Source organism: Basilea psittacipulmonis DSM 24701, from assembly GCF_000743945.1.
Lineage (GTDB): Bacteria > Pseudomonadota > Gammaproteobacteria > Burkholderiales > Burkholderiaceae_B > Basilea > Basilea psittacipulmonis.
The window spans coordinates 819,117-842,255 of the sequence record NZ_CP009238.1 but is presented as its reverse complement, the minus strand read 5'-3'; the positions used below and the strand labels follow the sequence as shown (position 1 = coordinate 842,255).

Sequence of the window (23,139 nt, the reverse complement as noted above, 5' to 3'; positions counted from 1 at the left end):
TTTTTGGAAACCTAAGATGAACAATCCCCTTTTTGCCCCTCTAGAAAGTTTAATAGATTATGCGTCAGTCACGCCAGCACATATCAAAGAAGCAATTCCTGTCTTATTAGAAAAAGAAAAATCAACGATTTTAGAAACGATTCGTCAGTGTCAAGAAAAAGCTGATTTTGATTTGCTTTGTCACAACCCCGAATCCATGTATCTAAGCCGTGCATGGACGGTTGCCACACATTTAAATGCCGTGGTAGATACCGCTGAAATTCGAGAAGTGATCAATGAACTGTTACCTCAGGTCAGTGCATTTTCTACTTGGGTAGGTTTAAACAAAGAACTGTTCAACTGTTATGTCACTTTAAGCAAAGAATCTTTGACCCATGAACAACAACGTGTCGTCGATCTTGCGTTGAAAAATTTCCGTTTAGCAGGCGTTGAACTCGAAGGGCAAGCAAGAGAAGCATTTGCTAAAAACAATGAAGAACTGGCTTTGACACAACAAAAATTCTCTGAAAACTGTTTAGATGCTACCGATGAATGGGCGTATTTTTGTCATGATGAAGCCGAGCTCAGTGGCTTACCTCAATCCGTCATCGATATGGCACGACAGGAAGCAGGCGACGAGGCGGGATGGAAGTTTACATTAAAAGCCCCCTCTCTTATTCCCGTTTTAAAATACGCTGATAATCAAGCACTCAGACGTGCCGTTCATCGAGGATATAGCACCCTAGCCTCTGATCAAGGTAACCCTAAATTCAACAATGCTGAGAATATTGAAAAAGAATTGAAGTTACGTCATGAACAAGCCGAAATACTTGGTTTTCATGACTTTGCAGCCCTTAAACTTGAGACACGAATGGCAGAAAACACAGAAAGTGTCGTCCAGTTTTTAAGAGAATTAGCCAAAAAAGCAAAACCCTTTGCTCAAAAAGATGTCAATGAACTGAAATCGTTTGCCAAAGAACATTTGAACATCACAGAACTAGAGCCTTGTGATTATGCCTATGTTTCAGAAAAATTAAGACAGCAACGTTACCACTACTCGGATGAAGAAGTCCGACAATACCTACCTCAAACACAAGTGTTAGACGGTTTAAAAAAACTTATCAAACGCTTGTATAACGTGGACATGGTACCCGTCAGCGATGCAAAAGTATGGCATCCTAGTGTTGAACTTTTTTGTTTAGAAGAAAATGGCCAAAAACTAGGTTATTTGTACATGGATTTATATGCACGCAAAGGTAAACAAAGCGGTGCATGGGTAAATGGTGAACGACCTCGTTTAGTCTTTAAAGATCAGCTTATCTTGCCAGTGGCGACCTTAACGTGTAACTTTCCCTCTGCACAAGGCGATCGCCCCTCTTTATTAACGCATGACGATGTCATCACCCTATTCCATGAAATGGGACATGCCTTACACTGCATTCTATCTCAAGTCCCTTATGATCAAATATCTGCCTTTAGTGCGGTCGAATGGGACGCTATCGAGTTACCTTCCCAATTTATGGAAAACTTTTGTTGGGAAAAAGACATTCTTATTTCAATGACCTCACATTGGCAAACAGGAGAACCCTTGCCTCAAGCACTTTACGAAAAAATGATAGCGGCCAAAAACTTCCAAAGTGGCATGCAGACGGTGCGTCAGATTGAGTTTGCTTTATTTGATATATTGCTTCATCAAGAAACTCAATCTTTAACGATTCATGAGGTCATGGCATTATTACATCAGGTACGTCAAGAAGTCTCTGTCGTCCAAGCCCCTGAATGGAACCGTTTCCCGCATAGTTTCTCTCACTTATTTGCAGGTGGCTATGCAGCGGGTTATTACAGCTATAAATGGGCAGAAGTCTTGTCTGCAGACGTTTATGCTGCTTTTGAGGAAAATCCAGATTATGCTCAAATGGGTCAAAAATTCCGCCAAGAAATCCTATCTGTCGGTGGTTTACGCCCTGCGGCAACGTCATTCCGAGCATTCCGTGGCAGAGATCCTAAAATTGACGCATTATTAAGACATGGAGGACTAAGTGAGTCAGCTTAAAACCAAGATAGCGAGCATTATCTGTTGTTTATCCATGCTCGCTTTAGGAACGACTGCAACAGCAAACGATTCCTTATCATTTACCGCCCAAGAAAGCGTGGTTTATCCTATTTCTGGCAATCTTCCTGATTTGTCATTCAAACTATTATCACGCAACAACCAAGTGGTCACTGAAAAAGATGTGGCAGGGAAAGTAGCTGTTGTGTTTTTTGGTTATGCCAACTGCCCTGATATTTGTCCTTTGACTTTGGCACAGCTTAACTTAGTCCTAAAAAAACTAGGTCCAGACGCTAGCAAACAAGTACAAATCATCTTCATCAGCGTTGATCCGCTTAGAGACACGCCAGATAATGTACAAACCTATGTGGATGCCTTTAAAAACGGGGCGATTGGACTTTCGGGTTCCCCCAAAGACATTCAAAGTATTGCCAAACGTTATCGTGTGTCCTATCAAGTGGATCGTCCCAAAGACGCATCTCAAGATACGGATTATGAGGTCATGCATGCCAGAGGTATTTATATTTTTGACCAAAAAGGCAAAGCCCGATTCTTAGCCTCCGATGCTGACCAACCCGATGCTTTAATCAAAGCCCTCAAAACTTTAATTCAGTAAGACAATTCATTAAGAAAAAGGACTGTTCAGCCATTTATCATCGCTGTTCAGTCCTTTTATCAAACGCATTCATCATAGATTGCGTAACTCGTGAAGTAGATAACGACTCATTCAACAAATATATCTTAACCCACCTAAAACAGAGCCCAAGCGTTCGATCATCGCTAAGACACGATGAATGAGAGCATGCCGCCCTACTGTCTTTATCACGACTTTTTCAACGAACACCATTACATCTGAGATAATTCTTTAGAACGTTTATCCGCAGCAGACATGGCTTCTGAGACGATTTGCTTAAATCCCGATTGTTCAAACACGCCTAATGCAGCGGCCGTGGTGCCACCTTTAGAAGTCACTTTCTGTCTTAACACCTCTGCAGATTCGCCACTTTCACTCATTAAGGCCACGGCACCTTTTAGTGTTTGTAACGCCAAAGTACGCGAATCCTGTTCCGTTAAGCCAAGCGAAACAGCACCTTTGATAAGGCTTTCAATAAACAAAAACACATAAGCTGGCCCACTTCCTGACAAAGCCGTCACCGCATCCAGCTCACTTTCTTTTTGACACGCTACCACCACACCTAAACTACCCAATATACGTTGTACCCACACATTATCAGCTTCACTAAGATTCATGGCAAAATAAGCCGAAGCCCCCTGTCCCACTAAACAAGGCGTATTGGGCATCACTCTAACTATTTTTCGAGAGACATTTTTATCATTTGATAACCATGTATTCAGTTTATCTAGACTGATACCTGCCGCGATACTTAAAATCAAACTATCATCCTTTAAATAAGGAAGATAGCTCATCACCACCTCTTGCATCACCTGAGGTTTAACCGCCAACACCACTAAATCACAGTTTCTCAAGGCCTCATTCGCTTGTGTATAAGCCTGTATCCCCTCTTCTTTTATCCATTTTTGACAAGTTTCTTCTTGTTGATCAAATAACAAAATATCTTCTTTTTGGTACAAATTTTCTTTGAGCAAGCCTTTCACTATGGCAGTTGCCATATTACCTGCACCAATAAAAGCGATCTTAAAAGACATCTTATTTCTCCATTATCTCGTGTTCGTCTATCGTATCATACAGAAAACATTCATCTTTCTTTTGACGAATATCTTCCTATTAAACTTTATACGGATACTATCATAAACTGACACATTACTGTCACAATTCTATGGTTAAATACTAGTATTGAAAAATCCATAAACAAAGAGGAAAATCATGAGACTTAAAACTTCAGTTTTAGCTATCGCTAGTACATTTGCCATGACCGGTGTTGCACACGCAACGACCACGATTGAGTTTTGGCACTCCATGGAGGGGAAATTAGGTGAAACCGTCAACAAAATCGTGGACGATTTCAACCATTCACAATCCGAATATAAAGTCGTTGCAACTTATAAAGGCAGTTACACCGACTCAATGAACGCTGGTATCGCGGCATACCGTGCCAAAAAAGCACCTAACATTCTTCAAGTCTTTGAAGTCGGTACCGCCACCATGATGTATTCCAAAGGTGCTATCGTACCAGTTGGTGAATTAAGCGAAAAAGTAGGTAACCCTATTCAAGCCTCTGACTTTATCACAGGTATCGCTTCTTACTACTCTGATAAAGATGGCAAACTTGTTTCTATGCCCTTTAACAGCTCAACACCTGTTTTCTACTACAACAAAGACCTGTTCAAACAAGCTGGTCTAGATCCTGAGAAACCACCTAGAACGTATGAAGAACTTAGAGACTATGGTAATAAGCTTAAAGCTGCTGGCGTAGAGTGTGCTTATACCACTACTTGGCCTGCTTGGGTGATGATTGAGAACTTTGCAGCGATTGCTAACACCCCTTATGCAACAGAAAACAACGGCTTTGATGGTCTTAATGCACGTCTTGCTTTGGATTCAGACGCATTCAAAAAACATCTAACTTTCTTAGCGGATATGGCTAAAGAGGGATCATTTACTTATGGCGGTCGTGCTGATAATGCAACAGGTCGCTTCACTTCAGGTAAATGTGCGATGTTTACTGGTTCATCAGGTGCTCGTGCTACCATCGTTGCAACAGGCATTAACTATGGAGTAGGTTATCTACCCTATTACGCGGACAATACCGATCCGCATAACAGTATCATCGGTGGAGCCTCTTTATGGGCATTCTCTGGTAAATCAGATGACGAAAACAAAGCTACCGTGGCATTCTTCAAATACCTAACAAAACCTGAAGTTGCGGCCTTCTGGCACCAAAAAACAGGTTATGTTCCTGTTGTCAAAGCTGCTTACGAGTTAACTGAAGCACAAGGTTATTACCAAGAGAACCCTGGTGCGGATATTGCTGTAAAACAGTTAAATCGTACCGCGGCAACCAACTCAAAAGGTATTCGTCTAGGTTTCTTACCAGCGATTCGTGATATTGAAGAACGTAATCTTGAAGATTTATTTAATGGCAAAATCACCGCTGACAAAGCATTGTCAAATATGAAAACAGATGGTGATAAGTTATTAGAACGTTTCCAGAAACAAACTGAGAAATAATCTATCCCATTAAAAAATCGACAAAACTTAAAAAGTGTCGTTTTTATCACAATAATGGGCAGTTTTTGGCGACAAAGCTGTCCATTAACCTTATAATATAGGCAATTTTAATAAACCCACATTCAAAAATGGATAAGCGTGTTGTCTTTTCAAATAAGCTACTACCTTGGCTATTAGTAGCACCTCAACTAGCCATTACCATAGTATTTTTCTTTCTTCCCGCTGGTAAAGCAATCTGGCAATCATTCTTTATTGAAGATACGTTTGGCGGTAGTACCGAATTTGTATTATTTGATAACTTTGCCCAATTATGGAACCTAGAATACTTTCATTCTTTTGGCGTTAGTTTTCTTTATGCTTTCTTAGTCACCTTTGTAGGACTAGCTCTTGCACTGTTACTGGCTGTTATGGCAAACCGTGTCATTCGTGGCTCCACCATCTACAAAACCGTTTTAATCTTACCGTATGCGGTGGCTCCAGCGATTGTAGGGGTATTGTGGTCTTTCTTATTCTCACCTGCCATCGGAACAATTAGTAACTACATCACCTCACTTGGTTTTGATTGGAACCCTAATTTAAACAGTTCTGATGCCATGACCTTGATTGTGATTGCAACGGTTTGGCAACAAATTTCCTACAACTTCTTATTCTTCTTGGCAGGCTTACAATCCATTCCTAGTTCTTTGATTGAAGCAGCCGCGATTGATGGAGCCTCTCCAGCTAAACGTTTCTGGTCGATTGTATTCCCATTATTATCGCCTGTTACGTTCTTCTTGGTCGTCATGAACATGGTTTATGCTTTCTTTGAGACATTTGCCATTATCGATACCACTACCCAAGGTGGCCCTGGCACATCAACGAACATCTTGGTTTATAACGTTTATAAAACCGCTTTCCACAATTATGACTACGGTTCATCAGGTGCTCAGTCTGTTATCTTGATGATCTTGGTGATTGGTCTCACGTTTTTACAATTCCGTTACGTTGATCGTAAAGTGCAGTACACCTAAAGGAGCATACAAAAATGGTAGAACGTCGTCCTTGGCTAACCGCCACCTCGCATATCATTTTGATTCTGGGTGTGTTGGTTATTGCCTTTCCTATCTACGTCGCTTTTGTCGCGTCAACACAAGACTTGGCTTCTGTGACCAAGCCCCCTATTTCTTTGATACCCGGTTTAGATTTATTTAAAAACTATTCTCAAGTATTATTTGAAACATCGAGTTTAAGCAAAACTAGCGTCAGCCAAATGCTATGGTCTAGTTTTATTATTGCCATTATTATTACAGTGGGCAAAATCGTGATTTCCATGTTATCGGCATACGCGGTGGTTTACTTCCGTTTCCGTTTCCGTATGCTTTGTTTCTGGATGATTTTTGTCACATTGATGTTACCTGTTGAAGTACGTATCTCGCCTACTTTCCAGGTAGTATCAAGCTTTGGTTTGGCAGACAGTTATGCTGGCTTAACCTTACCTTTAATCGCTTCAGCCACGGCTACTTTCTTATTTAGACAGTTCTTTATGACCGTTCCAAACGAGCTAGTCGAAGCCGCTCGTATCGATGGAGCTGGCCCAATGCGATTCTTTAAAGATATTTTATTTCCCTTATCATACACCACGATTGCGGCGTTATTTGTTATCCAATTTATCTATGGATGGAACCAATACTTATGGCCATTAGTGATTAACAATAGCACCGAGCATACCCCTATCGTAGTGGGTATCCGTAGTATGATGGGTAATGGTGACAGTTTAACCCCATGGAACCAAATCATGGCAACCTCCATACTTGCCATGTTGCCTCCCGCTTTAGTCGTCATCGTGGCACAACGTTGGTTCGTCAAAGGTTTAGTAGATACAGAAAAATAAGGACTCACAAATGGCAACATTAGATTTTGTACATGTAAGAAAAACTTATGAAAATAAATTCACGGCAATTCAAGACTTAAATATGCACGTGAATGACGGTGAGTTCATCGTAATTGTCGGACCATCTGGTTGTGGTAAATCAACATTCATGAGAATGGTGGCTGGTCTTGAAACGATTAGCGAGGGCCAAATTCTTATTGACAATGAATGCGTCAATAATCTTGAACCCAAAGATCGTAACATTGCCATGGTATTCCAGAACTATGCGTTATACCCACATATGACCATTTATGACAATATGGCATATGGTTTAAAGATTCGCAAAAAATCTCGTGAAGAAATTTCTAAACGTATCGAAGAAGTGGCCCAAATTCTAGAATTAAGCCATCTTCTAGATCGCAAACCCAAACAGCTTTCTGGTGGCCAACGTCAACGTGTTGCAATGGGTCGTGCCATTGTGCGTGAGCCTAAGATCTTCTTATTTGACGAACCTCTTTCCAACCTAGATGCCAAGCTTCGCGTCAAAATGCGTATGGAAATGAAAAAATTGCATCGTCGTTTACGTACAACTAGCTTGTATGTGACACACGACCAAATCGAAGCGATGACCTTGGCCGATCGTATGATTGTGATGAACAAAGGGAATGTAGAACAAATCGGCACACCTTTAGAGGTATTCCACGAGCCAGCATCTACCTTTGTAGCCAGTTTTATCGGCTCCCCTCCTATGAACTTAGTTGAAGTTGATACTTGCGATGAGGGAACCATTACTGAGGTAAAAGGAGGGGCGACTTTCCCACTACCCGCTTCTTTGGTTCCTGATTATGTAAGAAATAGACGCGTGATCATGGGATTCCGTCCAGAACACATTTCATTAGGTCATGAAGGTATTCCTTTTACCATTGATTTAGTGGAAACATTAGGTTCTGAACAACTGGTACACGGAATGATCGGTTCTACTAAAACCGTTTTACGTGCAGATGTACGAGACAATAAACATCTAAATGTTATCGCAGGTGAAATGTATCATATTCGTATTGATGATGGACATCCATTACATTGGTTTGATCCCGAAACAAAACGTCGCATCAATCCACCTGAATCCAAATAATTCACCAAAGGTAGTCGTCATGACTACCTTTTTTTCTTTCTATCAAAGTCAACAGATTGCTTAAATCAGCATCTCTTGATTAATACCACCACTTCATCACAAAACAGCTGACGGCACTGTGAATCAGGTATTTAAAGCGTTTGTAATTTGATAATACTTCATTCACTTAGGATTTTTTTGATCCACACCTTATTCAGAATGTTTTTCGGACTTCATTAAAGAGGTTTTAATTCTTTGAAATAACACTTGAGACAAAGTAGATAAGCTTGGTTTATTTTTCTGTGTAAATGGCAAAGGACGAGCAAACTGCATGGCTTTCACACCCAGTCTTGCACTCAAATACCCCATTCCCATACCTTGCATCACTTTGGTAGAAAACTTTCCCAAGATACCGTGCGAAATCAAATAACTCACATCTGTAAATTGATCGATCGATTCACTCACGCCCACAACCGCCACATTAAACAGTGCATAACGATATAGTTTTATTCTAGCGATATAGCCTAGATTCATGCCATATTGGCTGGTTACCCATTTCATCAAACGAATATTACGCCAACACACAAATAACATGTCGATCAAAGGGTATGGGGACACAGCTACCACCACAGCATCGGTAGCAGCCCGTTCATGCACGCCTTTCAATACTTTTTGATCAAACGGTTCTAATACAATTTGAGAAAATAATTGAAGAACATCCATCGCTTGATGGTATTCATTTACCGCGTTTTTCCAATCTATGACGGCAGGACTATGTACCGAAATCTTCATGCGATCCAATGTCTCATAACACCAGTTTTTTGCGTCTTCGGCACTTTTAAACGTCAAGGTGCCGTGATGATGAACCAATGACAAATCTTGTTTATCGTGAATTTGTGCAACTTCGCTTAACATCTCGCCTAGGGCACGTTGTTCCTCTTCATACTTTTGCAAATAACGCAAACTACGATATTCACGATAAATTAAAAATACCAAAGCAAACATCGCCATGGCCAGTACAAGATAAAAAATAAAATCGGCGATAGACAAGAATACATGACCTTGAGGAAAAGCCGACAATACGTCATACCCCGCTTGCACCAAGTGATAAACCAAGTGTATCCCCAATGACAATAGCAACAAGCCCAAAAACCATAAAAGATACCTTACCATCTTACTGGGTGCTTGCCATGAAGTCGTTTCTGTATCCTGCCACAAAATTTCAGGATCTGCGTCACTTTGATAACCCGCATCATCACTATCTATCTGCTTAAAATCCGCGGAATCAAATACCTGTTTACCCGACCACGTTTCATGACTTGTCGTTTCCACTTCTTTAAACGCTTGTGCAGAAAATACTTCTTTTGACATCGTTCACCTATACCTATTTTTTATTTATCCCACATGTAAGCCCATTCAGATCTCAACCATCTCATCACGTAATTTTTTCGATTACACCAGACCTAAACTCATCCGAACACCGCTATCTGCCTTACTCACACGTAATTTTAAATCACGACAAAAACATCTCATCACGTGATTTTTTTTCGATTTCACCAGACCTAAATTCATCCAGACACCGCTACCTGCCTTACTCACACGTAATTTTAAATCACGACAAAATCATCTCATCACGTGATTTTTGAGTTTATTCCAGCTTATCGTCTAATAAAAAACTCATGACTTTATCCATGTTTAATTGCCTAATCGAACCATTTTCATCTAACGGCAAAGGCAAGTATTCATCAAACTCAAACGCTTCTTGATAATTTTTGGCGATCATCAAATTATGAGGCACTTCACCTGGATAAATGTAAACTTCCTGACCATCTTTCTTTAACCGCCCTTTCAACGCACGTTGTTCCACGCCATTCTCATCGACTTTTGAAACTTGCACCGTTGCACGAATCGAAGCAATCACCGCATTGTCCATACGAATATCATTGATTTTTAATACACGCTTACTGTCTAAAATCAAATGTTCCAATAGACTTTCCAGTGATTTTTTTTGATCCGTCGTAATATGATCTAATTTAGTCGCCACAAACATTAACTTATCAATTTGTGGTGAAAACAGACGATGAAACAAAGAACGCGTACCATAGCTAAAATGCTCAAAAATACCTTGCAAAGCTTGTTTGGTTTCAGTCAATGCAATGTTTGAATGGTTCAAAGGGGTCAAACAATCAATTAACACGACTTGGCGGTCAAATCGTTTGAAATACTTCTCATAAAAATCTTTTACATAATGATTGACATAATAATCATAATGATTCATCAACACCGCAATCGTGGAATCGGGGTGTTTTTCCGCATGACTCAATAATCCCGCCCAATCTTCTTTCAACAGATGCACCAACGGAAAAAAGTCATAAACGGGTGCATCTTCCGAAACTCCTTTAGGCATGACAAATCGTGCAGGCTGAATATTTTCCAAACCTTTTCGTTTACACGCGAGCAAAAATTCTGTGTATTGTTGGGCAATTTGTTTAATTTGCTGATAATCCGCTTTGGCTTTCAAATCAAGCGTATTCAAGGAATGAAGCCAATCTTGGGCCATCTCTTGACGTAATTCATTCGATAAGAAATCGCTACTTTGAGACCAACGTTCATAAGACAAATCTAGCAAAGGTAGGTCAAGTAGCCATTCACCTGGATAATCAACAATGTCCAAATATAATGTTCCATCCGTTAACACAGGTGGCAAGCCGATTTGACGCCATAAACCTGGTTTATATCGATACTTAATCTCTAATCTAACTTCACGAAACACACTGGTTGGCATCGGCCATTGGGGCGGGTCTTGAGACAAACCAGCGATATTTTCATCATAAGGGAATGAAGCAATCTCCTTATTAAGATGAGGAATGATTCTTACACTCTGAATACGCCCCTCTCGACTAGCTTTGAAGGCAGGAAACTTATTTTTATCCTCGTCCAACGTTAATAACTGATTGATCAAACTCGTGATAAAAGCTGTTTTACCACTGCGTGTCAAGCCCGTCACGGCAATACGTAATTGTTGATCAAATAATTGCTCATATTTTTGAGATAATTCTTCTTTTAAACTATCAAAAAATGCCATAACCGTACTGTATCAATAAAATCTCTCGCACTGCCCATTATAAGATGAAAACGATATCATTCCATTTTTTTACAAATCAAATATTACTTCATTTAAAATCTTTCAGGCATAAAAAAACCAGCCCACACGAGCTGGTTCTTCGATACTTCGATAAACAGTATTAAGCTAATTCGCCTTCTACCACTACCAAAATTTCAACGTCCACATCAGCATGTAGATGCAATACCACTGGGTATTCACCTGTTGCTTTCAATGCACCGTCATTCAAGCGTACTTGAGATTTCACTACTTCAAAGCCTGCTGCATTCAATGCATTAGCAATATCGAAGTTAGTAACAGAACCGAACAAACGACCGTCAACACCGCATTTTTGGTGAACAGTCAATTTGTAGTTTTCAAGTTTCTCACCAAGAGCTTTAGCATGAGCTAATTTCTCAGCTTGAGCTTTTTCTAGTTCTGCGCGACGAGCTTCAAATTCTCTTTTCGCTTCCTCAGTAGCACGACGAGCTTTTTTCTGAGGGATTAAGAAGTTACGAGCATAACCATTGCGTACATTAACAATCTCACCAAGGTCGCCCAAATTAACGATTTTTTCTAGAAGAATCACTTGCATGGTATCACCTATTATTTATGATTGTCAGTATATGGCAACAAAGCCAAGAAACGAGCACGTTTAATTGCTGTGTCTAATTGACGCTGATATAAAGCACTTGTACCAGTTAAACGTGCAGGAATGATTTTACCTGTTTCAGTAATAAAATCACGCAATGTGTCAACATCTTTATAATCAATCTCTTCTACATTTGCAGCAGTGAAACGGCAGAATTTACGACGCTTAAATAGCGGATTCTGTTGAGTGAACTTACTGCGCTTATCTTTACCTTTTTTGAAAGCCATGATATTTGCCTTTTAATAAATTACCTTAGTCGCCAAGCTTGAATGTGAAAACAGATTTGAAATGTGTCTTTACGACCTTGGGCGATAAACCCTTTTATTTCTACTGTATCACCAGGTACTCGTTTTTCAAGTTCATAAGCCAACTGACCTACTGCTCTTGCTCGTAACGTTACCTGTACTTTACGTGGTTGTCCTGCTTCGATGACCTCGGATGAATGTTCTAAAACCAAGTCTTGAATCGGAATACCTGCTGGTGTAAATCGTAAAACATCAAGTTCCGAAATAACTGCCTCAAGTATGTACTGATTCACAGACGCTACTCGTTTACTCTGCTAATTCTTCAGCCTGAGCTGCTTTACGAGATTCTTCACGTTCAGCTGCACGCATCATGATAGATGGTTCAGTGTGAGCTTTCTTAGTCTGAAGAACCAAGTGACGCAAAATAGCATCGTTATAACGGAAAGAATGTTCTAGCTCATCCAAAGTAGCTTGGTTACACTTGATATTCAAGCAAACATAGTGTGCTTTAACAAGCTTCTGAATAGGGTAAGCTAACTGACGGCGACCCCAATCTTCAGTACGATCGATGCTACCACCGTTAGCTGTTACAACGCCTTGATAGCGTTCAATCATCGCTGGCACCTGTTCGCTCTGATCAGGGTGCACGATAAATACGATTTCGTAATTACGTAACATTTAGTTTAACTCCTTGAGGATATTAATAAGTCCGCATAAAACCTATGCGAACCACCAACAGCCCGCCTCCACGTTAATAAAGGTCGAGCAAAGAATCCACCATTTTAACAAAATCTATTCCATTAATCAACCACTAATGCTCGCATAAGCAGAATGATTATGAATAGATTCCAAATTTTCAACTTCAATATGATAGTAACGAATCGATGGTAATGATTGAATCGTTACCGCCACGTCTCTGATTAAATCTTCAACAAACTTGGGGTTATCATAAGAATGTTCAGTCACATATTTTTCATCAGGACGCTTTAACAGCCCCCATAACTGACATGAACCTTGTGCTTCAATTTGGCGAATTAACTCATCCAAATCAAGGTCTGGAGAACATCCCAAGGTCACCGTAATGTAAGAACGTTGGTTATGAGCACCGTACTTTGAGATGGCTTTTGAACATGGACAAAGGCTCATCACAGGCACCACCACAGTGACTTCAAAATCTGATACACCCTCTTCTACATTAGCATGCCAAGTCACTTCATAATCCATAGGACTGGTCACCCCTGAAACGGGTGCTACTTTTTGCATAAAGTAAGGAAAAGTTACTTTAATATTCGCTTTTTGACTTTGTAACAAGCCTTTCATTTTTTCAGTCAACTGCATAAAATCATGAGGGTTCATGGCCTGTTTATCATGTTCTTCCAGCAAAGCCAAAAAACGTGACATATGCGTGCCTTTTTCTTCTGCAGGCAAATAAACCGTCATCGTCCAGTTCCCTACAGAATGCTGAATCTCTTTTCCTGTTTTAATGATAATGGGATATTTGACTCCACGAACACCTACTTTCTGAATAGGTGTCGCTCGCAAATCTTTCGAACTTTGCACATCTGGCATGTTCTGTGTTTGCATAAATATTTTTCCTATATAACAAAATTAAAGGGGAAGCATTATTCTAAACCTAAAAATGATTGAATACTAGTCTCAATCCCTTTTTCAGTTAGACCCAATTCTTCATGTAATTTTTGTTGATCGCCATGATCGATAAATTGGTCGGGATAAGCCAAATTCAAGACGCTGAGATGTTTATGTCGATCGCTGACATACTCTAATACCGCAGAACCTGCACCACCCATTCTACAACCATCCTCGATCGTCACTAAATGAGTGTGTGTACGAGCCAGTTCATCGATTAAATCGGTATCCAACGGTTTGACAAACCTCATATCCACTAAGGTATATCCATGTTTTTGTGCCACAGGCATGGCTTCTTGAAGTAAGGTACCAAAAGCTAAGATGGCGACTTTTTGTCCTTGATATTTAACATGGGCTTTTCCAATAGGAAGTGTTTCCAACGATCGACCTGCGTCCACCCCTGTTCCCGATCCTCTAGGATAACGTACTGATGCGGGTCCTGGATAATGATAACAGGTATTTAATAGCATACGCGTCTCAAACTCATCAGATGGACAGGCGATCACCATATTCGGAATACAACGTAAAAAGGCAATGTCATAATTACCCGCATGAGTCGCCCCATCCGCCCCCACTAAACCAGCACGATCGATAGCAAACGTCACATCTAAATTCTGTAAGGCAACATCATGAATCAGCTGATCATAGGCTCGTTGCAAAAAGGTTGAGTAAATAGCCACCACAGGCTTTGTCTCATCACAAGCCAATCCCGCCGCAAACGTTACCGCGTGTTGTTCTGCGATACCCACATCAAAATAACGATAGGGGAATTGCTCATCAAAAGCCACCATACCACTACCTTCTCTCATCGCCGGTGTAATGCCCACCAAACGCGAGTCTTTTTGGGCCATATCACAAAGCCATTGACCAAATATTTGGCTAAACGTTAAGGCGTTACTTGCTTTGCGAACAATCCCTTGCTGAGGATCAAACTTACCAGGACCGTGATAAAGCACAGGATCCGCCTCAGCCAGTTTATACCCTTGTCCTTTCTTCGTGATAACGTGCAAGAAATGCAAGCCACCTTTGTAACGAATATTCTCCAACACGGGGATAAGCGTATCCACATCATGCCCATCAATAGGCCCGATATATTCAAAACCCAAGTCTTCAAATAAAGTCGCTTGATGTCCTGTGATGCCTTTTGCATAACTTTTTAATTTTTTTGCAATATGAATCAAAGGATCGCTCATGGGCAACTGTTCTAACACCGTTTTGCCAATATCACTGGCCTCACTAATCAAAGGATGCAAACGGCTTAAATACTTATTCAATGCTCCCACAGGAGGTGAAATCGACATATCGTTATCATTTAAAATCACTAACAAATTAATATTCGGTGTCACGCCTGCATTATTCAAGGCCTCAAACGCCATACCCGCTGTCATCGCACCATCACCAATGACCGCAATATGTTGGCGAGACAACTGTCCTAAATGGCGTGCCGCCACCGCCATACCTAATGCTGCGGAAATAGATGTTGAAGAATGGGCAGTGCCAAACGCATCATACTCAGATTCCGAACGTTTTGGAAAGCCCGAAATACCTCCTTTTTGACGTAAAGCACTCATTTTTTCTCGTCGTCCCGTCAAAATTTTATGAGGGTAAGATTGGTGTCCCACATCCCAAATCAAGCGATCAGTGGGAAAATTAAATACATGATGCAAGGCCACGGTCAGCTCCACCGTACCAAGGTTAGAGGACAAATGCCCGCCTGTTGAAGACACAGATTGCACGATAAAATCACGCAACTGTTTTGATAAAATTTTTAATTCATCGTTATTCAGTAATTTAACATCCGATGAATGGTTAATTTTTTCTAATAGTTCAAACATAATTAATTCGTTCGTTTAACGATCAAATCCGCCAAGCCTCGCAATATATCTGCCTTTTCGTCAAACACAGCCAATGCTTCTATCGCTTGAGCATATAATTTTTCAGCCAAATCTTTTGCTGCGGATAAACCCATAATGGACACATAAGTAGGCTTATCATGCGTGGCATCTTTATTGGCGGTCTTGCCGAGATCTTCAGTGGAGACCGTCGCATCCAAAATATCATCTATTACTTGAAAAGCCAATCCAATCGACTGTGCAAATGTCAATAATCGTTCACATGCCGATTTATCCAAACCAGCTAAATAAGCCCCCATCATCACGCTCGACTCAATCATGGCACCTGTTTTCAAACTGTGCATATGAGCCAATTGTGCTTGTGATAACTTTAGACCCACGCTGGACAAATCAATCATCTGCCCCTGCACCATTTTAAAAGCGGCCATAGACAAGGCGTTCAAAACCTTTATTAAAATCTGAGCATCAACATCTGCTGCACTTAATACTTCAAAAGCTTTTGCTTGCAAGCCATCGCCCACCAATAAAGCAATCGATTCGTTAAATGCTTTATGCACGGTCGGTTTACCGCGTCTTAAATCATCATCATCCATGCAAGGCAAATCATCATGCACTAGTGAATACGCATGAATCATCTCTATCGCCGCTTGAGCACGTTTTACAGCATCTTGAGAAATTGTCTGTTCACTTAGCCGTGCCGTGCCTAGAACTAAAGCCGCACGAATACGTTTACCACCACCTAAACAAGCATATCGCATCGCTTGAGCTAAGACATCAGATGTATCCGATGGCAAATACTCATTCAAGGATGCTTCCACATCCACTTGCACGTGTTTTAAAAAATCAGAAAGGGACTTCATCGTAGGAATTTGATATGGTATTTGAATCACTTTCTTTCACAGGACGCGAGGCACGCCTGTCATCCTCCTCTTCGTCTTCATCGTCTTGCTCATCATCGGCAAGCGACATATCTACTAGCTCTCCTTCTTTTAGCATTTTTACTTTTTCTTGGGCTTTTTGTAATTCTTTCTGACAGAACTGACTTAACTGAATGCCCTCTTCATAACACTTTAAAGACGCTTCTAAAGACAGATTTCCTGATTCCATTTTTTCAACAATCTGTTCAAGTTTCTGAACAGCAGTTTCAAAATCCTGTTGTTTACTCTTACGCTTCACTTCTGTCTCCGATTGTTCCATAAGTTCATACAATTTCATAGTGTCCAAATCCTATTGCCATCACAAGCCCAGCATTTACGAATACTAGCTATTTTACCACCTCTACTGCTAGATTTTATCCTGTTTCTTTGGATTCATTCTTAAAAGAAACATTGTTTCATATCAATAGTACTTTAATATGAAATGGTACAATCAAAAGTCCTTTTTTACATTTATTTTTTTACTGTCGGAGAAATTTATATTATGTCTGAAAACATTAAAATGAATTCGTCAGGTCCTCAACTACCTGTCAATGTTTATTTTGATGATGATATTTTGGCACACGAAAAAGAAATTATTTTCAAAAACTCGTCCATATATCTTGGTAATGAAAAAATGGTACCAGAACACGGCGATTGGCATACATTAGCCCATGAATCAGCTGGTCGTGCTTTGGTCAACACTGAAAAAGGAATTCAACTCATCTCAAATGTCTGTCGCCACCGCCAGGCAATTATGCTTGGTGGACAGTATGGCGATGTGACAGGGCAACCACTTAAAGGCAATCTTGAAAGTACTGGGGGTAATATCGTCTGTCCCCTACATCGCTGGACGTATAGCGAAGAAGGTAGTCTTATCGCGGCCCCTCACTTTGAGAAAAAACCAGACTGCCATAATCTACAAACTTTTGCGGTTAAAAACTGTCATGGTCTTTTATTTGAGGGGCCAAGAGATCCTGCAAAAGATATGCAAGCACTTTTTAGCAAACCTGAATTTGATTTTTCCAACTACCGATTGGGTGGTGTAAAACTACACGAATGCAACTATAACTGGAAAACCTTTATTGAAGTGTATTTGGAAGATTATCACGTTGATGTATTCCATCCCGGTTTAGGCCATTTTGTGACTTGTTCTGACCTTAAATGGGACTTTAGTGATTGGTACAGTTCACAACAAGTCGGCGTACAGCACGCATTAGCCAATCCAGGCTCGCCTGTTTACAAACGTTGGCATGAAGTATTAATGAATTATCAAGGTGGCCAAGATCCTGATTTTGGGGCAATTTGGGTAACATATTTTCCTACTCATATGATCGAGCTTTATCCTAATGTCTTGGTTTTATCGACCCTTTATCCTATTACGCCACAGAAAACCTTAAACCAAGTCGAGTTCTACTATCCTGAGGAAATCGCTTTGTTTGAACCTGAATTCATGGAAGCTCAACAAGCTGCTTACATGGAAACTTGTGATGAAGACGATGAGATCGCTGAACGTATGGATGAAGGTCGCCGTGCCTTATATAACCGTGGTACCAGTGAAGTCGGCCCATACCAACAACCCATGGAAGCTGGTATGGAACATTTCCACCAATGGTATCGCAAACTTATGGGCGATCACCTGTAACAATGGGATTATCAGGATCTGAGCACCATTGGCTCCACGATCCTGAATACAAGCGACTACCATGTAAACCTGCTAATTCCATCGCGAAAACATTGTGGCAGGCCGTAATACCCGAACCGCATTGATTCACAATCTGTTCGGGTTTTTTATTACCCAAGAAAGTCAGCCATTGTTCACGCAATACTTCTGGTGTTTTAAAACAACCGTTTTCTTGAAGATTATCCGTGCATGGAACATTCAAAGCTCCTGGAATATGCCCAGCTTTCGGATCTATCGGTTCCACTTCTCCACGATAGCGAGCCGCTGCTCGTGCATCTACCAGCACAAACTGAGGCGAATGAATATTTTCTTTCACCGCCTGCATACTCACTGTATCGACCAAAGGATCCGACAAAGGCAGCCATTGTTCTGGGGTGCCATGTTCTGGCACGTCTTGACTGATCGGATAAGCTGAATTTTTCCAAACCTCAAAACCGCCATCCAACACCTGCACATGCTCACAACCTAGCCACTTTAACAACCACCAAGCATGGGCAGCGAACATACTGTTACCGTCGTCATACACCACAAAACGACCTTCTGGGTGCAAGCCAAAACTGCCTAAAAGATTGGCCAACTCTTCTCTGTCTGGCAAAGGGTGACGACCGCTGGTAGCCGTTTTGGGACCACATAAATCAATCTCGTGATCTAAAAACCAAGCCCCCGGAATATGCCCCTCTTTATACTTTCGATGCCCTAAAGAAAAATCTGCCAAACTATGACGCACATCTAAAATTTGGTAATCATGAAGTTGTTCAGATAATTGTTTAGCTGTAATCAAAAGCGAATTCATGTTTTACTCCTCATACCCAAGCATGAATGTACTGTAAAAAAGAAAAATTTTAGCTTACTTTTTTAAATTTAAGTTAACAATTTCAAAAGAAATTGTCACACTTCAAATACATTATAATATCTATTCAATCCTATAATGAGTGGAGGCGATACCATGCAAAATCAAGCTAACAAACACCGCACCCCGTATTGGTTTGTGATGCTTTGTGGTTTTATTATATGTTTGCTATTTAACCTAACTGGTGATGGCAGGCTTAAACCTGATAACCCTTACCTCTCATTAGGTTATTTTTTCACCCTTTTAAGCATTTTTATTTTACCCACTTATCTACGAAACAAAAACACGTTAAAAGAAATCATCACGCCTGAAGCCATCTTATTTTTATTTTTCTTTGGTGGTGGTTTTGTATTCTTAACACTATTAGCGAACGACAAAGAAAGTTCTTTTTTACTCATTTATATATGTTTATTTCTTGCCTTGTATCGTTTTCATTGTCGATTTCTGGATAAAGACAAAGCATTGAATGATGACGAACACTTTGTTTACGTCAGTCGTTTATATCTGAATCGCTTGGGGCTTGTTTTTTGCTCATCACTTTTCTACACCATTATTCTAGGCATCTTTTTCACCTTATTGGAAACGTTACGTATTTATTTACACGATCTAATTTTTGATATAGCAACGACACGTGTTCTGTTTATAGGCCTTTTTGCTGGCTTATGTTGTATTCCACTTTATTTGGATTTCCAAATCAAAAAATGGAATTTTCTCATTCTATTTATTTACGTCACCACGATATTCATGGTGATTCTTTCAGTCTCTACGATTTTATCTACCGTTGAAGCTACAGGATATTACGGCTATTCTTACTTTGCGATGATGGTAATTGCGGTCGGTACCTTTTTGTGGATTTGTCTATTTAATTACCCATACACACAAAAACATAAATATATCTATCTTATTGCCTGCATCAGCACCATTTTATTATTATTGTTTTTGTTACCCAAATTGTATGCGGAATTCTTTCAAAATCGTGTTGACTATTTTCCTAACTTCCAATGCATCTTGATATTGTTGGCACTTTATGGATTTATGCTATTAAAAGTGCTCAAACCCACACTACAACTATGGAAAAAACTCACGAATACCGTATCGATATTATGTTTATTTTTTGCACTCTTACCAGTCCCTATTTCGTACATTCTACCGTCTCCTCATTCTGCCACGGTAAACGATAAGCACGAGCTCAAACCCATTACCCAAAAAGAAAAGCTCCAAAAGAAACAAGACGCTAAACAGAAGACAAAAGAAGAACTTTTGACGAAGCTATGGGTAAAAAACAGTACCGTATGCTCGCCCAATCATCCGCTTTGGGAAACCTACAAACAGCAATGGGAATCACAAGTTTATACCGACACTCTGCAACACGGTGAATATTTTGTTTTTGATCTTATCGATATCAATGGCGATGAAAAAGAGGATCTTATCGTCATGTACTCAACAGCAGAAAAAAATATTCTTCAGATCTATGTTCAAAAAGATAAGGATCTATCATACTTTAAAACACTACACATGGATGAAAGTATTGATTTTAATTCGGCCCAACAATGCAAAATATCTCCCCAAGCGGTGAAATATAAAAATATCAAAATAGGCAATCAAGTGATGGAACTATTTCATTAAGTAAAAAAAGAGTGGTATTTTGCCACTCTTTTTTATTAGGTGATTAAAGGTTTTTTATTAACATTCTAAACACGTTGATAACCGCTAAAATCCTGATGTTCCACGATAGATTTAGTTTGAGATTTTTGCTTTATTCTTTATGATCGAGTTGTGATTAGAGGATTAAAGTTTTTTTCATTAACATTCTAAACACGCTGATAATCGCTAAAATCCTGATGCTCCACGATAGATTTAGTTTGAGATTTTTGCTTTATTCTTTATGATCGAGTTGTGATTAGGTGATTAAGTTTTTTTTCATTAACATTCTAAACACACTGATAACCGCTAAAATCCTGATGCTCCACGATAGATTTAGTTTGAGATTTTTGCTTTATTCTTTATGATCGAGTTGTGATTAGGAGATTAAGGTTTTTCATTAACGATCTAAACACGCTGATAACCGCTAAAATCCTGATGTTCCACGATAGATTTAGTTTGAGATTTTTTGTTTAAACAGACGTTTCTCTCATCCAAAAAAAAACGGAGTGGCAAAAACCACCCCATTTTAAAGATATGATTGATTCAATCTTAGTAAACGCCTTGTGCTAACATCGCATCAGCAACTTTAACAAAGCCTGCTACGTTGGCACCGACTACATAATTAATATTTGCTTTACCTTCTTGATAACCATATTTTTTGCAGTTCTCATGAATATCTAACATGATAGACTGAAGCTTTTGATCCACTTCTTGAGCTGACCAATACAAGCGTTGTGAGCTTTGGGCCATTTCTAAACCAGAAGTTGCCACGCCCCCTGCATTAGCGGCTTTACCTGGGCCAAACAAAACATTAGCTTCAAGGAAAGCATCTGTGGCTTCAATCGTTGTAGGCATATTAGCACCCTCAGCGACCAAGATTACGCCGTTTTGAATCAATTGTTTTGCGTCTGACAACTCTAATTCGTTTTGGGTGGCACATGGTAAAGCGATATCCACTTTCACTTCCCAAGGACGTTTACCCTCAACATATTTCAAGCCCAATTCCTGTGCATATTCTTTCACACGGCCACGTTGTTCGTTTTTGATACGCATCAACACGGCTAATTTCTCAGGCGTAAAGCCTTGTTCATCATAAACGTAACCAGCCGAATCTGAGCAAGTTACCACTTTCGCACCCAATGTCATAGCCTTTTCAATCGCGTATTGAGCCACGTTACCTGAACCAGAGACCGCCACCGTTTTACCCTCAAAACTCATGCCTTTTTCTTTTAACATCGCTTGAGCAAAGTAAACTAGACCATAACCTGTTGCTTCTGGACGAATTAAACTACCACCAAAAGACAATCCACGACCTGTAAAGACGCAAGCAGCATTATTAGATAATTTTTTCATCATCCCTGCAAGATAGCCTACTTCTCTAGCTCCCACACCGATGTCACCTGCGGGCACATCTGTATCAGACCCCACATGACGATATAATTCTGCCATCAATGCTTGGCAAAAACGCATCACTTCACCGTCTGACTTACCTTTAGGATCAAAGTCTGAACCGCCTTTACCACCGCCCATTGGCAAGGTTGTCAAAGCATTTTTGAAAATCTGTTCAAAACCCAAGAACTTCAAAATCGATAAATTCACCGATGGATGGAATCTCATACCGCCTTTAAACGGACCAATCGCACTGTTAAATTGCACACGGAAAGCACGATTTACCTGAACTTGACCTTTGTCATCAGTCCAAGAAACTCTAAACTGAATCACACGTTCTGGTTCTACCATACGCTCTAACAAAGCCTGAGACTGGTATTTAGGATTTGCTTGAATAAAAGGCCAAATAGACGTTAAGACTTCTTTTACAGCTTGCAAAAATTCTGGTTGGTACGGATCACGAGCAGTGATTTTATTAAGAAACTGTTCAACAGTGGTATAGCTATTCATTTGACCTCCAAAATAAGTAATAATGAACTGCTAAAAGTATAAACAAAAAACTAGTACAAATACAAAATATATAAGCTTCTTAACCGATAAATCCCACAAAAAACCACACCATTACCGCCTCTTATATTTTTATTGACTTCATCTGATTATTGATTCCAATCATTTATCGTTAATCTGCCTTACTCACACTCCCGTGCATCCACGTAAAACCTAACTTTTCGACGTTTACCACCAAGATCCTTTACCTAGATCTTCCTCTATCCACGTAAAACTTAGCTTTTCGGCGTTTACCATCAAGATCCTTTACCTAGATCTTCCTCCATCCGCGTAAAACCTAGCTTTTCGGCGTTTATCATCAAAATCCTTTACCTAGTTCTCTTCCATCCACGTAAAATCTAGATTTTCGACGTTTACCATCAAGATCCTTTACCTAGATCTTCCTCCATCCGCGTAAAACCTAGCTTTTCAGCATTCATTTCAACAATCAATCATCAAGTCTGAATATCCT

The 23,139-nt window shown here is 40.0% G+C and carries 21 protein-coding genes; 8 read left to right on the top strand and 13 right to left on the bottom strand.

The genetic code is table 11. The features are described from left to right. The first annotated feature begins 16 nt into the window (after nucleotides 1-16). Nucleotides 17-2,032 (top strand): M3 family metallopeptidase, encoded by a 2,016-nt coding sequence (locus IX83_RS03640; RefSeq protein ID WP_038499321.1) that lies wholly within the window; start codon nucleotides 17-19, stop codon nucleotides 2,030-2,032. Continuing rightward, entirely contained in the window at nucleotides 2,019-2,645 is a 627-nt protein-coding gene (locus IX83_RS03635; protein WP_236620623.1) for an SCO family protein, read from the top strand. Before IX83_RS03640 ends, IX83_RS03635 begins: the two co-directional genes overlap by 14 nt. A gap of 230 nt (nucleotides 2,646-2,875) precedes the next feature. Here the strand turns inward: IX83_RS03635 and proC are convergent, their stop codons facing one another. After that, nucleotides 2,876-3,697: a pyrroline-5-carboxylate reductase gene (gene proC / locus IX83_RS03630; protein WP_038499318.1), complete on the bottom strand. Its 822-nt coding sequence runs from the start codon at nucleotides 3,695-3,697 to the stop codon at nucleotides 2,876-2,878. Nucleotides 3,698-3,875: 178 nt separating this feature from the next. On the opposite strand from proC, the gene ugpB reads away from it, so the two are divergent. From ugpB to IX83_RS03610, 4 genes are all read left to right on the top strand, one after another. Continuing rightward, complete coding sequence (gene ugpB, locus IX83_RS03625; protein WP_038499315.1) at nucleotides 3,876-5,180, top strand: sn-glycerol-3-phosphate ABC transporter substrate-binding protein UgpB; 1,305 nt, start codon at nucleotides 3,876-3,878, stop codon at nucleotides 5,178-5,180. A 128-nt stretch (nucleotides 5,181-5,308) separates the two neighbouring features. Beyond that, nucleotides 5,309-6,190 (top strand): sn-glycerol-3-phosphate ABC transporter permease UgpA, encoded by an 882-nt coding sequence (ugpA, locus tag IX83_RS03620; RefSeq protein ID WP_038499312.1) that lies wholly within the window; start codon nucleotides 5,309-5,311, stop codon nucleotides 6,188-6,190. 14 nt (nucleotides 6,191-6,204) lie between these two features. After that, nucleotides 6,205-7,050 carry a sn-glycerol-3-phosphate ABC transporter permease UgpE gene (gene ugpE, locus IX83_RS03615; RefSeq protein WP_038499309.1) on the top strand — a complete coding sequence of 282 codons (846 nt, stop codon included), beginning with the start codon at nucleotides 6,205-6,207 and terminating at the stop codon, nucleotides 7,048-7,050. 10 nt (nucleotides 7,051-7,060) lie between these two features. Beyond that, the gene (locus IX83_RS03610) at nucleotides 7,061-8,161 is read left to right on the top strand and encodes a sn-glycerol-3-phosphate import ATP-binding protein UgpC (RefSeq protein ID WP_038499304.1); all 1,101 of its coding nucleotides are present in this window, start codon (nucleotides 7,061-7,063) and stop codon (nucleotides 8,159-8,161) included. 189 nt (nucleotides 8,162-8,350) lie between these two features. Here IX83_RS03610 and IX83_RS03605 read toward each other — a convergent pair whose 3' ends face one another. From IX83_RS03605 to IX83_RS08805, 10 genes are all read right to left on the bottom strand, one after another. Next, nucleotides 8,351-9,511, bottom strand: a complete 1,161-nt coding sequence (locus IX83_RS03605) for a TIGR01620 family protein (protein ID WP_038499301.1) — start codon at nucleotides 9,509-9,511, stop codon at nucleotides 8,351-8,353. Between the two features lie 277 nt (nucleotides 9,512-9,788). Then, nucleotides 9,789-11,225, bottom strand: coding sequence for a YcjX family GTP-binding protein (locus tag IX83_RS03600; RefSeq protein WP_038499298.1), 1,437 nt, complete (start codon nucleotides 11,223-11,225; stop codon nucleotides 9,789-9,791). 160 nt (nucleotides 11,226-11,385) lie between these two features. Beyond that, on the bottom strand, nucleotides 11,386-11,838 hold the full coding sequence (rplI, locus tag IX83_RS03595; protein WP_038499295.1) for a 50S ribosomal protein L9: 453 nt from the start codon (nucleotides 11,836-11,838) through the stop codon (nucleotides 11,386-11,388). A gap of 11 nt (nucleotides 11,839-11,849) precedes the next feature. Further along, the gene (rpsR, locus tag IX83_RS03590; protein ID WP_038499292.1) at nucleotides 11,850-12,122 is read right to left on the bottom strand and encodes a 30S ribosomal protein S18; all 273 of its coding nucleotides are present in this window, start codon (nucleotides 12,120-12,122) and stop codon (nucleotides 11,850-11,852) included. Between the two features lie 20 nt (nucleotides 12,123-12,142). Then, nucleotides 12,143-12,433: a primosomal replication protein N gene (priB, locus tag IX83_RS03585; protein WP_038499289.1), complete on the bottom strand. Its 291-nt coding sequence runs from the start codon at nucleotides 12,431-12,433 to the stop codon at nucleotides 12,143-12,145. A gap of 13 nt (nucleotides 12,434-12,446) precedes the next feature. Next, nucleotides 12,447-12,818, bottom strand: a complete 372-nt coding sequence (gene rpsF, locus IX83_RS03580) for a 30S ribosomal protein S6 (RefSeq protein WP_038499286.1) — start codon at nucleotides 12,816-12,818, stop codon at nucleotides 12,447-12,449. Between the two features lie 126 nt (nucleotides 12,819-12,944). Further along, a complete protein-coding gene (gene folE2 / locus IX83_RS03575) occupies nucleotides 12,945-13,724 on the bottom strand; it encodes a GTP cyclohydrolase FolE2 (RefSeq protein ID WP_038499283.1) in 780 nt (259 codons plus the stop codon). A 38-nt stretch (nucleotides 13,725-13,762) separates the two neighbouring features. Further along, the gene (gene dxs, locus IX83_RS03570) at nucleotides 13,763-15,625 is read right to left on the bottom strand and encodes a 1-deoxy-D-xylulose-5-phosphate synthase (protein WP_143244848.1); all 1,863 of its coding nucleotides are present in this window, start codon (nucleotides 15,623-15,625) and stop codon (nucleotides 13,763-13,765) included. Continuing rightward, the gene (locus IX83_RS03565; protein WP_038499277.1) at nucleotides 15,625-16,500 is read right to left on the bottom strand and encodes a polyprenyl synthetase family protein; all 876 of its coding nucleotides are present in this window, start codon (nucleotides 16,498-16,500) and stop codon (nucleotides 15,625-15,627) included. The genes dxs and IX83_RS03565 overlap by 1 nt, the downstream gene beginning before the upstream one ends. Beyond that, nucleotides 16,484-16,855, bottom strand: coding sequence for an exodeoxyribonuclease VII small subunit (locus IX83_RS08805; RefSeq protein ID WP_236620622.1), 372 nt, complete (start codon nucleotides 16,853-16,855; stop codon nucleotides 16,484-16,486). The genes IX83_RS03565 and IX83_RS08805 overlap by 17 nt, the downstream gene beginning before the upstream one ends. Nucleotides 16,856-17,059: 204 nt before the next feature. Here IX83_RS08805 and IX83_RS03555 point away from each other — a divergent pair, with 204 nt between their 5' ends. Continuing rightward, nucleotides 17,060-18,199, top strand: a complete 1,140-nt coding sequence (locus IX83_RS03555; RefSeq protein WP_038501480.1) for an aromatic ring-hydroxylating oxygenase subunit alpha — start codon at nucleotides 17,060-17,062, stop codon at nucleotides 18,197-18,199. On the opposite strand, the gene IX83_RS03550 is transcribed toward IX83_RS03555, so the two are convergent. After that, nucleotides 18,180-19,031, bottom strand: coding sequence for a sulfurtransferase (locus tag IX83_RS03550; RefSeq protein ID WP_038499274.1), 852 nt, complete (start codon nucleotides 19,029-19,031; stop codon nucleotides 18,180-18,182). The genes IX83_RS03555 and IX83_RS03550 overlap by 20 nt on opposite strands. A 153-nt stretch (nucleotides 19,032-19,184) precedes the next feature. Between IX83_RS03550 and IX83_RS03545 the strand changes: the two genes are divergently transcribed. After that, nucleotides 19,185-20,714: a hypothetical protein gene (locus IX83_RS03545; protein ID WP_038499271.1), complete on the top strand. Its 1,530-nt coding sequence runs from the start codon at nucleotides 19,185-19,187 to the stop codon at nucleotides 20,712-20,714. Between the two features lie 567 nt (nucleotides 20,715-21,281). On the opposite strand, the gene gdhA is transcribed toward IX83_RS03545, so the two are convergent. Next, nucleotides 21,282-22,631, bottom strand: a complete 1,350-nt coding sequence (gene gdhA / locus IX83_RS03540) for an NADP-specific glutamate dehydrogenase (protein ID WP_038499268.1) — start codon at nucleotides 22,629-22,631, stop codon at nucleotides 21,282-21,284. Nucleotides 22,632-23,139 lie beyond the last annotated feature (508 nt).

Bases quoted from the DNA above. Each gene is read 5' to 3' on its own strand.
- gdhA (WP_038499268.1), bottom strand. From the start codon at position 22,631: ATGAATAGCTATACCACTGTTGAACAGTTTCTTAATAAAATCACTGCT.
- IX83_RS03545 (WP_038499271.1), top strand. From the start codon at position 19,185: ATGCAAAATCAAGCTAACAAACACCGCACCCCGTATTGGTTTGTGATG.
- IX83_RS08805 (WP_236620622.1), bottom strand. From the start codon at position 16,855: ATGAAATTGTATGAACTTATGGAACAATCGGAGACAGAAGTGAAGCGT.
- rpsF (WP_038499286.1), bottom strand. From the start codon at position 12,818: ATGTTACGTAATTACGAAATCGTATTTATCGTGCACCCTGATCAGAGC.
- IX83_RS03550 (WP_038499274.1), bottom strand. From the start codon at position 19,031: ATGAATTCGCTTTTGATTACAGCTAAACAATTATCTGAACAACTTCAT.
- proC (WP_038499318.1), bottom strand. From the start codon at position 3,697: ATGTCTTTTAAGATCGCTTTTATTGGTGCAGGTAATATGGCAACTGCC.
- ugpA (WP_038499312.1), top strand. From the start codon at position 5,309: ATGGATAAGCGTGTTGTCTTTTCAAATAAGCTACTACCTTGGCTATTA.
- ugpB (WP_038499315.1), top strand. From the start codon at position 3,876: ATGAGACTTAAAACTTCAGTTTTAGCTATCGCTAGTACATTTGCCATG.
- IX83_RS03605 (WP_038499301.1), bottom strand. From the start codon at position 9,511: ATGTCAAAAGAAGTATTTTCTGCACAAGCGTTTAAAGAAGTGGAAACG.
- rplI (WP_038499295.1), bottom strand. From the start codon at position 11,838: ATGCAAGTGATTCTTCTAGAAAAAATCGTTAATTTGGGCGACCTTGGT.
- IX83_RS03640 (WP_038499321.1), top strand. From the start codon at position 17: ATGAACAATCCCCTTTTTGCCCCTCTAGAAAGTTTAATAGATTATGCG.
- ugpE (WP_038499309.1), top strand. From the start codon at position 6,205: ATGGTAGAACGTCGTCCTTGGCTAACCGCCACCTCGCATATCATTTTG.
- IX83_RS03610 (WP_038499304.1), top strand. From the start codon at position 7,061: ATGGCAACATTAGATTTTGTACATGTAAGAAAAACTTATGAAAATAAA.
- rpsR (WP_038499292.1), bottom strand. From the start codon at position 12,122: ATGGCTTTCAAAAAAGGTAAAGATAAGCGCAGTAAGTTCACTCAACAG.
- IX83_RS03555 (WP_038501480.1), top strand. From the start codon at position 17,060: ATGTCTGAAAACATTAAAATGAATTCGTCAGGTCCTCAACTACCTGTC.
- folE2 (WP_038499283.1), bottom strand. From the start codon at position 13,724: ATGCAAACACAGAACATGCCAGATGTGCAAAGTTCGAAAGATTTGCGA.
- IX83_RS03600 (WP_038499298.1), bottom strand. From the start codon at position 11,225: ATGGCATTTTTTGATAGTTTAAAAGAAGAATTATCTCAAAAATATGAG.
- IX83_RS03565 (WP_038499277.1), bottom strand. From the start codon at position 16,500: ATGAAGTCCCTTTCTGATTTTTTAAAACACGTGCAAGTGGATGTGGAA.